Origin of the sequence: Cellulomonas massiliensis JC225, from assembly GCF_000312005.1 — a bacterium.
In the GTDB taxonomy this organism is placed as follows: Bacteria; Actinomycetota; Actinomycetes; order Actinomycetales; family Cellulomonadaceae; genus Cellulomonas; species Cellulomonas massiliensis.
Genome location: NZ_HE978588.1, coordinates 2,001,659 through 2,016,035, shown reverse-complemented (window position 1 = coordinate 2,016,035; position 14,377 = coordinate 2,001,659). Strand labels below are relative to the sequence as shown.

Genomic DNA, 14,377 nt, shown 5'->3' with positions numbered 1-14,377 from the left:
CCGCGCCGCAGGCCCGGGCGGGTCGGGCACGCCGCCCACCGGCCCCGCCCCGGCGGCTCGCTCGCGGCGGCGGCGTCGCCGCACGGTGGCCGTCGTGGTCGTGCTGGCGCTCCTCGTGGCGATCCTGGCGTGGCCCGTCGGCCTCGTGGTGTGGGCCAACGGCAAGATCCGGCACACGGAGGCGCTCTCCGGCGCCGCGGGCACGCCCGGGACGACCTACCTGCTCACCGGCTCGGACGCGCGCGGCGACGGCGCGGTCAAGGACGACGGGACGAAGGGCGCCCGCACCGACTCGATCCTGGTCCTGCACGTGCCCGAGAGCGGGCCGACGGCGCTGATCTCGATCCCGCGTGACACCTACGTCGAGGACATCCCGGGCCACGGTCCCGGGAAGATCAACGCCGCGTTCGCCTACGGCGGCGCACCGCTGCTGGTCGAGACCGTGGAGCAGATCACCGGACTCACCGTCGACCACTACGCCGAGGTCGGCATGGCCGGCGTGCGGGACCTCGTCGACGCCGTCGGCGGCGTGCGCCTGTGCTACGACCGCACGGTCAAGGACCGCGACTCCAAGCTCCGGTGGAAGGCGGGCTGCCACGTCGCCGACGGCAAGACGGCGCTCGCGTTCTCCCGGATGCGCAAGTCCGACCCCCTCGGCGACATCGGCCGCGCGCAGCGCCAGCGGCAGGTCATCGCCCGGCTGGCCGGGGCGATCGAGCCCCGCTCGCTCGTGCTCCAGCCCGCCAAGCAGGTGGCGCTCGTGGACGCCGGCACCGCGGCGCTGACGGTCGACGAGAGCAGCGGCATCTTCGACCTCGGCCGCCTGGCGCTCGCGTTCAAGGCGGCGAACGGCGACGGCGGCGTGACCGGCACGCCCCCGATCGCGTCGCTCGACTACCGGCCGGGCGGGGTCGGCTCCACGGTGCTGCTCGACCCGGACGAGGTCGGCGGCTTCTGGAAGGCCGTCCGCGACGGCACGCTCGAGCCCGGGGACGTGGGCGGCGTCCACTGACGCGTCCGGCCGGGTGACGGGGAGCGCGTCGCGCTGCCGTCAGGAGGCGTGCGGCCGCCAGGCGCTCTCCAGCAGGCGCGGGCCGCGGTTGACCCGGTCGAGGACGAGCGCGTCGCGCAGCCGCTCCAGCCCGGCCTGGGTCGCCCGCCGCAGCCGCGGGCCCCAGCGGACCTCGACGAAGCGGTGCAGCGCCCACGCGGCCACCAGCGCCGCGGCGGTCGCGACGGTCACGGCGCCCCACGCGCCGATGCGGTCCACCAGCAGGTCGACCAGGTACAGGCCCCAGTACTGGTGGACGAGGTACAGCGGGTAGGTGAGCGCGCCGAGCCACGTGAGCCACGCCAGCCGCACGTCCGCGAGCCGCGTGAGGGCCAGCAGCGCGACGACGGCGACGCAGGCGACGACGGCGACGCCGAGGGCGACGGCGGAGAACGTGTAGCCGGTCTCGTGCTCGAGGCGCGCGGCCCGGTCCGCCGCGACGAGGTGCACGGACAGCGCGGTGCTGCCGAGGACGGCGAGCCACGGCACGAGCCGGTGGCCCTCGCGGTGCAGCACGTACAGCGCCATGCCGGCCGCGAACAGGGGCGCCTTGTCCGACACCAGCCAGTGCGCGGCGGTGTCCCAGCCGGCCTGCTGCACCGCGAGGCCCGCGAGCGGCCACAGGAAGCAGAACGCGAGGACGCGGCGGGTCGTGATGCCCGCGAGCGCCAGCAGCGCGACCAGGAGGTAGAACCGCAGCTCGGTCCACAGCGTCCAGTAGACGCCGTCGACGTGCTTCACCCCGAGGCCGCTCTGCAGCATCGTGAGGTTGACCAGCACCTGCTCGCCCGTGACGCGCTTGCCCTGCGGCCACACCAGCAGCAGGAGCAGGCCGGTGGCCACGACCGCGACCCAGTACGCCGGGTAGATCCGCCCGACGCGCGACGCCACGAACTGCGCGGTGGGCCGCCCCCACGCCGTCATGAGGACGACGAAGCCGGAGATGACGAAGAACAGCTCCGGGCCGAGCGAGCCGTAGGCCGTCCACGCCCCGACGCCGCCCAGCAGCTCGTGCATGCGGCCGTCCCACGGGCTCGTCCGGCGGGACGTGAAGTGGAACAGCACCACGGCCATCGCGGCGACGAACCGCAGGCCGTCCAGCGCCGCGAGCCGCGCCCCGGCGCGCACGGCCGTCGGCGTCCCGTCGGCGGGTCGACCGGGACCACGGCCCTCGGGACCGGCGACCTCGGCGGGTCCGGCGGCGCCGTCGGGGCGCCCCGTGCCGGCGCGCGCGGGCGCGCGGACGGTGGTCCCGGTGGCGGTGGTCATCCCCTCGACGCTAGGGCAGGGCGCGCCGGGCCGCGGCCCGGGAGCGCACCCGGGGGACGATCCTCACGCCGTCTTCACAGGCGGCGCCCGCGCGCGTCAGGCGGTGAACCCCGTCGCGGGGCGTCCGGACGCCTGCGCCCGCAGCCGCTCCCCCTTGGCGTCGGCCTGCTCGCGCAGCCCGTCCTGGAAGTCCGCCATCGCGGCGCGCAGGGCCGCCGCGCGCTCGTCGGTGCCGCTCGCGAGGATCCGGACCGCCAGCAGCCCGGCGTTGCGCGCACCGCCCACCGAGACGGTGGCGACCGGCACGCCCGCCGGCATCTGCACGATGGACAGCAGGGAGTCGAGGCCGTCGAGGTGGGCCAGCGGGACCGGCACCCCGACCACCGGCAGCGTCGTCACGGCCGCGAGCATCCCCGGCAGGTGGGCCGCTCCCCCGGCGCCGGCCACGACCACCCGCAGTCCCCGTCCCGCGGCCTCCCGGCCGTACGCGACCATCTTCTCCGGCTGACGGTGCGCGGAGACGACGTCCACCTCGACCGGCACGCGGAACTCGGCGAGCGCCTCGGCGGCCGCCCTCATCACGGGCCAGTCCGAGTCCGAGCCCATGACGATCCCGACCACCGGCTGCTCTGTCATCGTGTCCTCCGTCGGCGGGGCCGCGCGGCCCCTCGTCGTCGTCCGGCTCGTCGTCGTCCGGCTGGTGGTGCCTCAGCCCTCGCCGCGCAGCACCGCGGCTGCCGCGAGCGCCCGGCGGCGCACGTCGTCGAGGTCGTCCCCGCTCACGTTGACGTGGCCGAGCTTGCGGCCGGGACGCACGTCCTTGCCGTACAGGTGCACCTTGGCGCCCGGGTCCAGGCGCGCGACGTCGGCCAGCGCGTCCGTGAGGTCGGGCAGCGCGCTGCCGAGGACGTTCGCCATGACCGTCCAGCGGGCGCGCGGGGCGGTGTCGCCGAGCGGCAGGTCCAGCACGGCCCGCAGGTGCTGCTCGAACTGGCTGGTCACGGCGCCGTCGATGGTCCAGTGGCCGCTGTTGTGCGGGCGCATCGCGAGCTCGTTGACGAGCACCCGGCTCGGGCCGCCGTCGGGGTCGGCGACCTCGAACAGCTCCACCGCCAGCACGCCCGTCACGCCGAGGCCCTCGGCGACGTGGGTCGCCACCTGCGCCGCGAGCGCCCCGGTGGCCGGCGAGAGGTCGGGGGCGGGCGCGACGACCTCGGCGCAGACGCCGTCGCGCTGGACCGACTCGACGACGGGCCACGCGCGCACCTCGCCGGACGGCCGGCGCGCGACGACCGCCGCGAGCTCGCGCACGAACGGCACGCGCTCCTCGGCGAGCAGCGGCGGCCCGCCGTCTCGCGCCGCGGCGAACCAGTCGGCGACCTCGTCCGGGGACGAGACGACGCGCACGCCCTTGCCGTCGTAGCCGCCGCGGGACGTCTTCACGACCGCCGTGCCGTCCCCCTCGGCGAGGAAGCGCGCAAGGTCGTCGGGCCCGTCCAGCGGCGCCCACCGCGGGCAGGGGACGCCGAGCTCGGTGAGCCGGCGCCGCATGACGATCTTGTCCTGCGCGTGCACGAGCGCAGCGGCGCCCGGCTGCACGGAGACGCCGTGACCGGCCAGGTCGTCCAGCAGGTCGTTCGGGACGTGCTCGTGCTCGAAGGTCAGCACGTCCGCGCCGGCCACGAGGGCGCGGACCGCGTCCGGGTCGGACGCCTCACCCACCGGGCTGTCGACCACCACCTGGGCCGCCGACGACGTCGGCGACTCGACCAGCACGCGCAGGTGCAGGCCCAGGGCGGTCGCCGCCGGGGACATCATGCGGGCGAGCTGCCCGCCGCCGACCACGGCCACGACCGGTGCTGTCACGGCACGCGAGCCTAGCCGAGCCCGGCGGGCCCGCCCGTCGGGGCCCGGCGGGCGGACCACCGGCCCGGGCGGGTGCCAGGACCGGCGGCTATCCTCGGCGGAGCGCGACGCACCGGCGGCGACCCACCCCCGCACCCGCCCCGGCCGCGCCCACGGCGCAGGAGGAGCGCGATGAGCACCACGGACGAGCAGTCCGAGCACGCCGCCACGGCGGCCGCCGGCCCCGCGCCGCAGCCCGTCGCCGGGGCGGCGATCCGCGCCGCCACGCTCCGCGAGCGCGCCTACGAGATCGCGCGCTTCCTCTCGGTCGGCGGCGTCGCGTTCGTCGTCGACATGGGGCTGTTCAACCTGCTCCGGTTCGGCCCCGGGCACCTGCTGGAGCACAAGGTCCTCACGGCGAAGATCATCGCGCTGGTCGCCGCCACGCTCGTCTCGTGGGTCGGCAACCGGCTCTGGACGTTCGCCGACCACCGCACGACCCGGCACGGGCGCGAGCTCGTCGTCTTCGCCGCGATCAACCTCGTCGGCGCCGCGGTGCCCGTGCTGACGCTGGCGTTCTCGCACTACGTGCTGGACCTGACCTCCCCGCTGGCGGACAACGCCGCGACGGTGGTCGGCATCGCCATCGGGACGGTGCTGCGCTACGTCGGCTACAAGCGCTGGGTGTTCACGGGTCACCCGGCCTGAGGGCCCGGCGCGGCGTCAGGGCACGTCCGCCTGGACGACGACGCCCTCGCCGCGCGCCGTCAGCGCGCCGTCGGCCGCCGGCACGAACGCCGCCTGGCCGCGCTCGAGCGTGAGCCGCTCGCCCTCCGACGTCTCGAGCGTGACCTCGCCCTCCAGGCAGACGGCGATCCGGGGACCGCGGCCGGGCACGCGCGTCGAGGCGTCCGCCGCGACCTGAGTGACGGACAGCTCGAAGTCGTCGACGGGTGCGTAGTAGATCCGGCTCGCGGTGAACACGTGCTCCGGGGCGATGCGGATCGGCGGCGCCGCGACGCAGTCGACGTTCGCCAGCAGCTCCTCGACGTCGATGTGCTTGCTCGTCAGGCCCGCGCGCAGGACGTTGTCCGAGCTCGCCATGATCTCGACGCCCAGGCCCGAGAGGTAGGCGTGGACCGTGCCGGCGGGGACGAAGACCGCCTCGCCCGGCTGCAGCGTGACGGGGTTGAGCAGCACCGACGTCACCGCGCCGGGGTCGCCCGGGTAGGCGGCCGCGAGCTTCATCACCCACCGGTCGGTGCGCGGGGACGGCGAGCCGCTCGCGAGCCGCTGGGCGCAGGCGTCGGCGAACTTCACGAGGTCCGCCTCGCCCGGCCGGGTGTCGGGGGCCAGCAGCCACTCGAACGCCGTCCGGACGCCGGTGGAGGTCGGGTCCGCGACGAGCATGGCGCGCAGGTCGGCGGCCAGCGGCGCGTCCAGGCCCTCGAGGAGCTCCGCCGCGCGACGGGGCGCGCGGAACCCGACGAGCGCCTCGAACCGGGTGAGCGCGTACGCCAGCTCCGGCTTGTGGTTGCGGTCCCGGTAGCTGCGCTCGGGGGCGTCGACGGCGATGCCGGCGGCGTCCTCGCGGTCGTAGCCGGCGGAGGCGCGCTCACGGCTCGGGTGCACCTGCAGCGACAGCGGGGACGACGCCGCGATGAGCTTGAGCAGGTACGGCAGCTCGCCGCCGAACCGCGCCGCCACGTCCTGCCCCAGCGCACCGATCGGGTCGGCCGCGACCACGTCCCGCAGGCTGCGCGGGCCGTCGGGCGTCTCGACGGTGGCCGGCGCGCCCGCGTGCGCGCCGAACCACGCCTCGGCGACGGGCCGCCCGTCGGGGACGAACGCCAGCGCCTCGGGGATCGACGTCGTCGAGCCCCAGGCGTAGTGCTGCAGGGCCTGGGTCAGCCTGAACACGCGGGTCCTTCCGTCGCACGTGCAGTCGGTGCACCCACTGTGCGGCACGCCGCGCCCCCGCGGGAGCGGTTCGTCCGGTTTTCGCCCGATTCCCGGGTGTGACGTTCGTCGGCGTCCAGCGTAGCCACGTCACCACCGCCGGCGGTCGGGCCGCGCGGTCACGACCGCGCCGACGGGGAGCACCACGTCGGGCCGCAGGGACGCCGGCACGCCGGAGAGGAACAGCGCGAACACGGCCGGCCGCCGCTGCGCGAGCTCCAGCCGGCCGCCGTCGGCGGAGGCGAGGTCGCGCGCGAGCGCCAGCCCGAGGCCGGTGCCCCGGCCGGACGTCACGGAGCGCTCGAAGATCCGCGGCGCCAGCTCGTCCGGCACGCCGGCGCCCTCGTCGGCGACCTCGACGACGACGGTGCGCGCCGGACCGCCCGGCCGGGCCCGCACCGTCGTGGTGCCCGCACCGTGCTTGAGCGAGTTCTCGATGAGGGTGGCGAGCACCTGCGCGAGCGCGCCGGGCGTCGCGAGCACCTGGACGTAGGGGTCGACGTCGACGACGAGCCGCCGGCCCACCGCCTCGAACGTCGGCGCCCACTCCTCCTCCTGCTGGTGGACGACCTCGTGCAGCACGAGCGCCTCCGTCGTGCCGCCCTGCGCCTTGCGGGAGCTCGCCAGCAGGTCGTCGACGACGTTGACGAGCCGCTCGACCTGCTCCAGCGAGATCCGGGCCTCCTCCCGGATCTCCGGGTCGTCGCTCGCCGCCATGATCTCCTCGAGCCGCATCGACAGCGCCGTCAGCGGCGTGCGCAGCTGGTGCGACGCGTCGGCGGCGAACTGCCGCTCGGCGGCCAGGCGCCCGGCCATGCGGTCGGCGCTGCGCGCCAGCTCGGCGGCGACGAGGTCGATCTCCTCCACGCCGGACGGCTCGAGCCGTGGGCGCACCTGGCCCGCGCCCAGCTGCTCCGCCGACGCCGCGAGGTAGACCAGGGGCGCCGCGAGCCGGTTCGCCATCCAGATGGCCATGCCGATGCCCGCGGCGAAGGCCACGACGGCGGCGGCGACGACGAGCGCGATGACGCGCGCGCTCTTCCAGAACACGTCCCAGAACGACGCCGTGACGAGCACGACGGCCCCCGCGTCCGACGTCGCGCGCACGGGGATCGTGCGCCCGTCGACCGGTGCGCCGGCGGAGTACAGCGTGCCGTCCGGGGCGCGGACGATCACCTGCGCGGGGACCTGCCCCTCGGTGCCGGTGTACCGCTCGAGCATGCGGTCGTTGAGCTCCGCGCCCGTGCCGATCCGGAAGTCGATGGCGCGCGCCGCCGAGTCCGCGCGGATCTGCAGCTGCTGCATCTCGTTCTCACGGACGAGCTGCGCGCCGAGGAACGCGAGGGGGAAGCCGAGCAGGACGACCGCGACGGTGACCGCCGCGATCGTCGCCTGCAGGACGCGGCGGCGCACGGTCAGGCCCGGTCGGCCGCGCCGTGGTCGCCCGTCTCGAACCGGAAGCCCATGCCCCGCACCGTGGTGATGTACCGCGGCGCGTTCGCGTCGTCGCCGAGCTTGCGGCGCAGCCACGACACGTGCATGTCCAGCGTCTTCGTCGAGCCGGTCGGGTCGCTGTCCCAGACCTCGCGCATGAGGGTCTCGCGGGCCACGACGTTGCCCGCGCTGCCGACCAGCACCCGCAGCAGGTCGAACTCCTTGGCGGTGAGGTGCAGCTCGCGCTCGCCCTGGAACGCCCGGTGGGCCGCCACGTCGATGCGGACGTTCTGCGCGTGCAGCTCGTCCTCGTCCGTCGGCTCGCCCACCGTGCGGCGCAGCAGCGCCCGGACACGGGCGAGCAGCTCCGCGAGCCGGAAGGGCTTCGTGACGTAGTCGTCCGCGCCCGCGTCGAGGCCCACGACGAGGTCCACCTCGTCGGCGCGAGCGGTGAGCACGAGGACCGGCGTCGTCAGGCCCTGGTTGCGGATCGCGCGGGCGACGTCGAGCCCGTCCATGTCCGGCAGACCGAGGTCGAGGACGACGAGGTCCGCGGAGGCCGCTCCGTCGATCGCGCCTTGACCCGTTCCTTGCACGCGCACGTCGTAGCCTTCACGACCGAGCGCGCGAGCCAAAGGTTCGGCAATGGCGGGATCGTCCTCGGCCAGCAGCACCTGGGTCATTCGCTCATGTTAGGTCACGAAACCCTCCCCCTCGCCAGCACCACGACGACATGCGCGTCACATCGGTGCTGCTCCCGCGGTCGCACGCCGGCGCGGCCCGCGTCCACCCGTGGGCGCACGCGGCGCACGCCGCGGGCCGCCTAGGCTCCTCGTGTGGGACGCAGCGACCGGGTGGTGGCGTGGGAGGAGGCGCACCGGTTCGGTGTCGACGTCTCCCTCACCGTCGTCGTGGCGCTGCTGTTCGGCGTCATCAGCGCGAGCACGGCCGCGTACGGGACCACCCCCGAGGGGCTGACGGCGCTGCTCGCGGTCGCGGTGCTCGCCCCGCTCGCCTGGCGCCGCACGCGGCCGAACGCGAGCGCGGTCGCGGTCTACTCCCTCAGCCTCGTCGAGATGGTCGTGCTCGGGACCATCTCCCCCGCGATGGTGCTCGCGGTGCTGTTCTCCCTGTACTCCGTCACGGTGCACGGCCGCCGGTGGGCGCACCGCACCGCGATCGTCGGGGCCCTCGTCGGCTCGGCCCTCTCGCTGGGCCCCGGGCTGGGGATCAGGGACCTGTCGCAGTACGTCGCCGCGTGGATGTTCATGGCCGCGGTCGCCCTCGCCACCTGGGCGTTCGGGCTCGTGCGCCGCTCGCGCCGGGAGACCATCGAGGCGCTCGTCGACCGCGCGCACCGGCTCGAGGTGGAGCGCGACCAGCAGGCCCGCATCGCGACCGCGGCCGAGCGCGCGCGCATCGCCCGCGAGATGCACGACATCGTCGCCCACTCCCTCACCGTGATGATCGCCCAGGCCGACGGCGGCCGGTACGCGGGCGCGACGGACCCGGGCGCCGCCACGAGGGCGCTGGAGACGATCGGCGAGACGGGCCGCGCGGCGCTGGCCGACATGCGCCGCCTGCTCGGCGTCCTGCGCACCGAGACCGGCGCCGACGGCGAGGCGCCGGCGACGGCACCGCAGCCCGCGGCCGCGGACGTCGGCGCGCTCGTCGACCAGATGCGCGACGCCGGCATGCGCGTCTCGCTCGTCCGCCTCGGTGAGCCGCGCGCGCTCCCGCCCGGCATGGGCGCGACCGTGTTCCGGATCACGCAGGAGGCGCTCACCAACGTGCTCAAGCACGCCGGCCCGGACCCCGAGGTCACCGTCATGCTGCAGTGGCTGCCCGCGTCCGTCGTCCTGGAGATCACGGACGACGGCCGCGGCGCGTCCGCCGACAGCGACGGGCTCGGGCAGGGCCTGCTCGGGATGGGCGAGCGCGCGACCATGTTCGGCGGGACCGTCACCGCGGGGCCGCGCCCCGGCGGCGGCTTCCGGGTGCGCGCCACCCTGCCGACGCCGAGCGACCGCCCGGCGGCCGCCGTGCTGCTCGCGCCGGGGCCCCTGCGCGGGCCCGACACCGACGACACCCCGCGAGGGACCGACCAGGAGGACCGATGACCGAGGCAGGGGCAGGCGTCGTGCGCGTCGCGCTCGTCGACGACCAGCAGCTCGTGCGCGCGGGGTTCCGGATGGTCATCGACTCCCAGCCCGACCTCGAGGTCGTCCTCGAGGCCGGGGACGGCGCCGAGGCGGTCCGTGCCCTCGAGCCCGCGTTCGGGCGTCCGCAGCCGGACGTCGTCCTCATGGACGTCCGGATGCCCACGATGGACGGTCTGGAGGCGACCGCACGCATCGTCGAGCGCGGCACGGCCGAGCACCCGGCACCCAAGGTGGTCGTCCTGACGACGTTCGACCTGGACGAGTACGTGCTCTCGGCGATCCGTGCCGGCGCCAGCGGGTTCCTGCTCAAGGACGCGCCGCCGGAGGAGATGCTCGCGGCGATCCGGACGGTGCACCACGGCGACGCGGTCATCGCGCCGTCCAGCACCCGGCGGCTGCTCGAGCACCTCGTCCAGGTGCTGCCGCCGGACGAGCCCGACGCGCCGCCGAGCCCCGCGCGCACGGCCGTCGCCGAGCTGACGGACCGCGAGCGCGAGGTGCTCGTCCTCATGGCCCGCGGCCGCTCCAACACCGAGATCGGGCAGGACCTCTTCGTCGCCGAGGCGACCGTCAAGACGCACGTGGGCCGGATCCTGGCCAAGCTGGGCGCGCGCGACCGCGTGCAGGCCGTCGTCGTCGCGTACGAGACCGGCCTCGTGCGGCCCGGGTCCTGACGCCGCGCCGTCCCGCCCGCCCGGTCCACCCGCAGGTCATCCCGCCGCCGGCGCCCTCCCCCCACGGGTGGACACGGCGCCCGCGCGGACCCGCCCCGGGGGCGACGCCCGCGCCGAGGCCGCCGACCTAGTGTCGTGGCGACACGAGGACGAGCGCCCTGCGGCGGCCGCCTCGGTCTTCCGAACCCGAGGGGAGCAGGACCTGTGCAGACCACCGACCGTCCGGCCGTGAGCGCTCGCGCGCTCACCAAGGTCTACGGCCACGGCGCCGCCGAGGTGCGGGCGCTCGACGGCGTCGACGTCGACTTCGCCGCCGGCGCCTTCACCGCGATCATGGGGCCGTCCGGCTCCGGCAAGTCGACGCTGCTGCACTTGCTCGCGGGCCTCGACCAGGCCACGTCCGGCACGGTCCACCTGGGCGAGACGAACCTGACGACGCTCGACGACGACGCGATGACCCGGCTGCGCCGCGACCGGCTCGGCTTCGTCTTCCAGTCGTTCAACCTGCTGCCGATGTTCACGGCCGAGCAGAACGTCCTGCTCCCCCTGGACCTGGCCGGCACGAAGCCGGACCGCGCGTGGTTCGACACGCTCGTCGGCACGCTGGGCCTCGGGGAGCGGCTCACGCACCGCCCGTCGGAGCTGTCGGGCGGCCAGCAGCAGCGCGTCGCGATCGCGCGGGCGCTCATCGCGAAGCCGGAGGTCGTCTTCGCGGACGAGCCCACCGGCAACCTCGACTCGCGCAGCGGGGCGGAGGTGCTGAGCTTCCTGCGCCGCTCCGTGCGCGAGCTCGGCCGCACCGTCGTCATGGTCACGCACGACCCGACCGCGGCCGCGTACGCCGACCGGGTCGTGCTCATCGCGGACGGCCGCATCGCGGGCGACATCCAGGACCCGACCCCCGAGTCCGTGCTCGCGGGCCTCGAGGCCCTGCGCACGCTCGAGGGCCCCGCGGGCACCGCGCTGGTGGGTGCCTGATGCTCCGGCTCACCCTCGCCCAGATGCGACGCAGCCTCGGACGGCTCGTCGCCGCGGGCATCGCGATCGCCATCGGCACCGCGTTCGTCGCGGCCACGCTGCTGGCGGGCAACGTGCTCACGCGCACCGGCTACGACGCCGTGACGCTCCAGTTCGGCCAGGCGGACCTGGTCGCGCAGGGGCCGATCGACGACGCCACGCTGACGAAGGCGCGCGCCGTCCCCGGCGTGCAGGCCGCCGAGCCGCTCACGACCGGCGGCGTCTACCTCACCGCCGGCAACCGCTCGTCGTACGAGATGGTGCTGGGCGTCGCCGCCGACGAGCGGCTGCGCTCGGTCGGCGTCTCGAACGGCCGCACGCCGTCCGCCCACGACGAGATCGCCCTCGCGCCCACGACCGCCGAGCGGCTCGGCGTCGCGGTGGGCGACACCGTCAGCGCCTCCTACTCCGTCCCGCCGGCCGACCCGGACGCGGTCGACGCCCAGTGGGAGGAGAAGACCGCCGCGCTGCGCGTCGTCGGCCTGGTCGACGACCCGGACGGCGCGTGGCGCCAGTACGGCGGCGTCGGCCTCGCCACGACCGAGGACATCCGGGCGTGGAGCGCCGCCGGCCCCGACGACCCGATCGCGACGACGCTGCTCGTCGCGACGGCCGACGGCTCGGAGCAGACGCGCGAGGCGCTCGCGACGGCGCTGCCCGACACCACGGTGCTCACCAAGGACGAGGCCGCGGCCCGCACCATCTCCGAGTTCTCGCAGGCGGGCAACGTGCTCGTGACCGTCGTCCTCGGCTTCGCCGCCGTCGCGCTGCTCGTCGCGGCGCTCGTCATCGCCAACACGTTCCAGGTGCTCGTCGCCCAGCGCACCCGCACGCTCGCGCTGCTGCGGTGCGTCGGCGCGCTGCGCGGTCAGGTGCGGCGCTCCGTCGTGGTCGAGGCCGCGATCCTCGGGTTCGGCGCCTCGGCCGTCGGCCTGCTGACCGGCTCGGCGCTCGCCCAGGTGGCGCTGGCCGTGCTCAACCGCTCCGAGATCCAGGCCCCGCTGCCGGCGACCATCACGCTGACGTGGGCGGCCGTGCTCGTGCCGCTCGTCGTCGGCACCCTCGTCACCGTCCTCGCCTCCCTCGTGCCGGCCCGCGCCGCCACGCGGGTCTCGCCGGTCGAGGCCCTGCGCCCCGCCGACGCGCCCGAGGCGTCGAGCCGGGCCGGGCGCGTGCGGCTCGTCCTCAGCCTCCTGCTCGCCGTGGGCGGCGGGCTCGCGCTGCTGGGCACGGCGCTCGGCGCGGCGACGGGAGCGGCCGACCCGATGGTCTGGCTGGGTCTCGGCGTCCTGTCGGGAGCGACCTCGTTCGTCGGCGTGCTCATCGGCGCCGTCCTGTGGGTCCCGGCGGTCGTCCGGGTCGCGGGCGGGCTGCTGCAGCGCGCGGGCAGCACCGCGCGGCTCGCCGCCGCCAACACCGTGCGCAACCCGCGCCGGACCGCGGCCACGAGCACCGCGCTGCTCATCGGCGTGACGCTCGTCGCGATGATGAGCACGGGCGCGGCCACGGCCCGCACGTCGCTCAGCCGCGAGCTGTCCGACCGGTACGCGGTCGACGTGCAGCTCTCGTCGTACGGCGAGCCGGTCGACGCGGCCGCCATGGACGCCGCCCGGGCCGCGGTCGCCGGCGTGGAGGGCGTCCGCGAGGTGCAGCCGGTCCGCACGGTGCAGCTGCTGGCCGGCGAGCGCCAGCTCGAGGTGGTGACGATGCCCGACCCGCGGACGCTGGTCCGGGACGAGCGCACCATCTCCGGGCTGAGCGAGGGCCGGCTCGTGCTGCCCTCCTCCGCGTCGGTCGTCGCGCGGAACGACACGCCGCTGACCACGACGGACGGCACGCCCGTGCGCGTGACCACGGCGGCCAGCAACCTCGGGGGCTCGTCGGCGCTCGCCGACACCGTGACGTTCGACGCGATCGACCCCGACGCGCCGGTGAGCGGCCTGTGGGTCCGGCTCGACGACGGCGTGAACGCGGCCAACGTGTCGCGGGACATCCAGGACGTCCTGCCGAGCGGCGCGCCCCTCGGGGTCGAGAGCGCGGCGGCGGAGCGGCAGGGCTACGAGCAGGTCATCGACACGATGCTCGCGGTCGTCGTCGGGCTGCTCGCGGTGGCCGTGGTCATCGCCCTCGTCGGCGTGACGAACACGCTGTCGCTGTCCGTCATCGAGCGGCAGCGGGAGTCGGCGACGCTGCGGGCCATCGGCCTGACCCGCCGGCAGCTGCGGTCGTCCCTCGCGGTCGAGGGCGCGCTGATCACCGGCGTGGGCGCGGCGCTCGGCGTGGTGCTGGGGCTGGCGTACGGCTGGGCCGGCGCCGCGACGGTGTTCGGCAGCGCCGGGCACCTGCACCTCGACGTCCCGTGGCGCGACCTGACGATCGTCCTGGCCGTCGCCCTCCTCGCCGGCCTCGCCGCCTCGGTGCTGCCGGCGCGACGGGCGACGCGCACCTCCCCCGTGGCCGCTCTCGCGGTCGACTGACGGGCACGACGGTGCGCCGGAGGGGGCGCACCGCCGGGCCGAGGCCGTGCCCCGGGTTGTGGACTCGTCTGCAGGTCCACAACCCGGGGCACCTGCGCGTCCCGGGGCGCGCGTGCCGCCGCAGGCTCGGGCGGTGCTCTTCTCCGCCCTCGTGCACGACCCCGCCCGCGGCCCCGGTCACCGGCCGGTCGACCTGGAGGTCGACGAGGGCGTCACGCTCGGCGGCGCACGCGCCCTGCTCGCCGCGCTCACCGGGGACCCGGCCTGGGCCGACGCGCGCGTCGCGGTGACGTGCGGCGAGCGCGGGCTCGACGGCACGCACGTCGCCGGCACGCCGCCCTGGGTCCACGGCAGCGTCCTCGTCGCGGGTCCGTCGCAGCCCGACCCGGAGGAGGAGGCCGCCCGCGCGGCGTGGCACGTCGCCGTCACCGCGGGCCCGGGCGCGGGAGGCGTCGCGGCCCTCGACGACCGGCTGGTCGTCGTGCCGGC

Annotated in this window: 13 protein-coding genes; 7 read left to right on the top strand and 6 right to left on the bottom strand. The window is 76.1% G+C overall.

The genetic code is table 11. From position 1 onward, the window contains the following. The coding region (locus HGCM_RS09590) for an LCP family protein (protein ID WP_306426430.1) at positions 1 to 1,012 on the top strand (1,012 nt) is incomplete at its 5' end. Positions 1,013 to 1,051: 39 nt separating this feature from the next. On the opposite strand, the gene HGCM_RS17785 is transcribed toward HGCM_RS09590, so the two are convergent. The 3 genes from HGCM_RS17785 to HGCM_RS09575 form a co-directional block, all read right to left on the bottom strand. Next, positions 1,052 to 2,320 carry an acyltransferase family protein gene (locus HGCM_RS17785; RefSeq protein ID WP_019136623.1) on the bottom strand — a complete coding sequence of 423 codons (1,269 nt, stop codon included), beginning with the start codon at positions 2,318 to 2,320 and terminating at the stop codon, positions 1,052 to 1,054. 96 nt (positions 2,321 to 2,416) lie between these two features. Continuing rightward, positions 2,417 to 2,956: a 5-(carboxyamino)imidazole ribonucleotide mutase gene (purE, locus tag HGCM_RS09580; protein WP_026075381.1), complete on the bottom strand. Its 540-nt coding sequence runs from the start codon at positions 2,954 to 2,956 to the stop codon at positions 2,417 to 2,419. 72 nt (positions 2,957 to 3,028) lie between these two features. Continuing rightward, complete coding sequence (locus tag HGCM_RS09575) at positions 3,029 to 4,246, bottom strand: 5-(carboxyamino)imidazole ribonucleotide synthase (RefSeq protein WP_256998715.1); 1,218 nt, start codon at positions 4,244 to 4,246, stop codon at positions 3,029 to 3,031. 111 nt (positions 4,247 to 4,357) lie between these two features. Here HGCM_RS09575 and HGCM_RS17780 point away from each other — a divergent pair, with 111 nt between their 5' ends. After that, positions 4,358 to 4,873, top strand: a complete 516-nt coding sequence (locus HGCM_RS17780; protein ID WP_019136620.1) for a GtrA family protein — start codon at positions 4,358 to 4,360, stop codon at positions 4,871 to 4,873. A gap of 15 nt (positions 4,874 to 4,888) precedes the next feature. Here HGCM_RS17780 and manA read toward each other — a convergent pair whose 3' ends face one another. The 3 genes from manA to HGCM_RS09555 all read right to left on the bottom strand — a co-directional run bounded on the left by manA (position 4,889) and on the right by HGCM_RS09555 (position 8,241). Beyond that, a complete protein-coding gene (manA, locus tag HGCM_RS09565; RefSeq protein ID WP_019136619.1) occupies positions 4,889 to 6,085 on the bottom strand; it encodes a mannose-6-phosphate isomerase, class I in 1,197 nt (398 codons plus the stop codon). A 129-nt stretch (positions 6,086 to 6,214) separates the two neighbouring features. Then, positions 6,215 to 7,537, bottom strand: coding sequence for a sensor histidine kinase (locus tag HGCM_RS09560; RefSeq protein ID WP_019136618.1), 1,323 nt, complete (start codon positions 7,535 to 7,537; stop codon positions 6,215 to 6,217). A 2-nt stretch (positions 7,538 to 7,539) separates the two neighbouring features. Continuing rightward, positions 7,540 to 8,241 (bottom strand): response regulator transcription factor, encoded by a 702-nt coding sequence (locus tag HGCM_RS09555; protein WP_026075379.1) that lies wholly within the window; start codon positions 8,239 to 8,241, stop codon positions 7,540 to 7,542. A gap of 153 nt (positions 8,242 to 8,394) precedes the next feature. Here HGCM_RS09555 and HGCM_RS09550 point away from each other — a divergent pair, with 153 nt between their 5' ends. The 5 genes from HGCM_RS09550 to HGCM_RS19855 all read left to right on the top strand — a co-directional run. Next, positions 8,395 to 9,678: a DUF7134 domain-containing protein gene (locus tag HGCM_RS09550; RefSeq protein WP_019136616.1), complete on the top strand. Its 1,284-nt coding sequence runs from the start codon at positions 8,395 to 8,397 to the stop codon at positions 9,676 to 9,678. Then, positions 9,675 to 10,394 carry a response regulator gene (locus tag HGCM_RS09545; RefSeq protein WP_019136615.1) on the top strand — a complete coding sequence of 240 codons (720 nt, stop codon included), beginning with the start codon at positions 9,675 to 9,677 and terminating at the stop codon, positions 10,392 to 10,394. The genes HGCM_RS09550 and HGCM_RS09545 overlap by 4 nt, the downstream gene beginning before the upstream one ends. Positions 10,395 to 10,598: 204 nt before the next feature. Beyond that, positions 10,599 to 11,372, top strand: coding sequence for an ABC transporter ATP-binding protein (locus HGCM_RS09540; RefSeq protein WP_019136614.1), 774 nt, complete (start codon positions 10,599 to 10,601; stop codon positions 11,370 to 11,372). Positions 11,373 to 11,395: 23 nt separating this feature from the next. Further along, positions 11,396 to 13,888 carry an ABC transporter permease gene (locus HGCM_RS09535; protein ID WP_246119450.1) on the top strand — a complete coding sequence of 831 codons (2,493 nt, stop codon included), beginning with the start codon at positions 11,396 to 11,398 and terminating at the stop codon, positions 13,886 to 13,888. 133 nt (positions 13,889 to 14,021) lie between these two features. Next, a partial coding sequence (locus HGCM_RS19855; RefSeq protein WP_040399039.1) for a hypothetical protein occupies positions 14,022 to 14,377 on the top strand: 356 nt, incomplete at its 3' end.

Excerpts from the sequence above, each read along its gene's own strand:
- HGCM_RS09535 (WP_246119450.1), top strand. The coding sequence starts at position 11,396 with ATGCGACGCAGCCTCGGACGGCTCGTCGCCGCGGGCATCGCGATCGCC.
- HGCM_RS17780 (WP_019136620.1), top strand. The coding sequence starts at position 4,358 with ATGAGCACCACGGACGAGCAGTCCGAGCACGCCGCCACGGCGGCCGCC.
- HGCM_RS09545 (WP_019136615.1), top strand. The coding sequence starts at position 9,675 with ATGACCGAGGCAGGGGCAGGCGTCGTGCGCGTCGCGCTCGTCGACGAC.
- purE (WP_026075381.1), bottom strand. The coding sequence starts at position 2,956 with ATGACAGAGCAGCCGGTGGTCGGGATCGTCATGGGCTCGGACTCGGAC.
- HGCM_RS09555 (WP_026075379.1), bottom strand. The coding sequence starts at position 8,241 with ATGACCCAGGTGCTGCTGGCCGAGGACGATCCCGCCATTGCCGAACCT.
- HGCM_RS17785 (WP_019136623.1), bottom strand. The coding sequence starts at position 2,320 with ATGACCACCGCCACCGGGACCACCGTCCGCGCGCCCGCGCGCGCCGGC.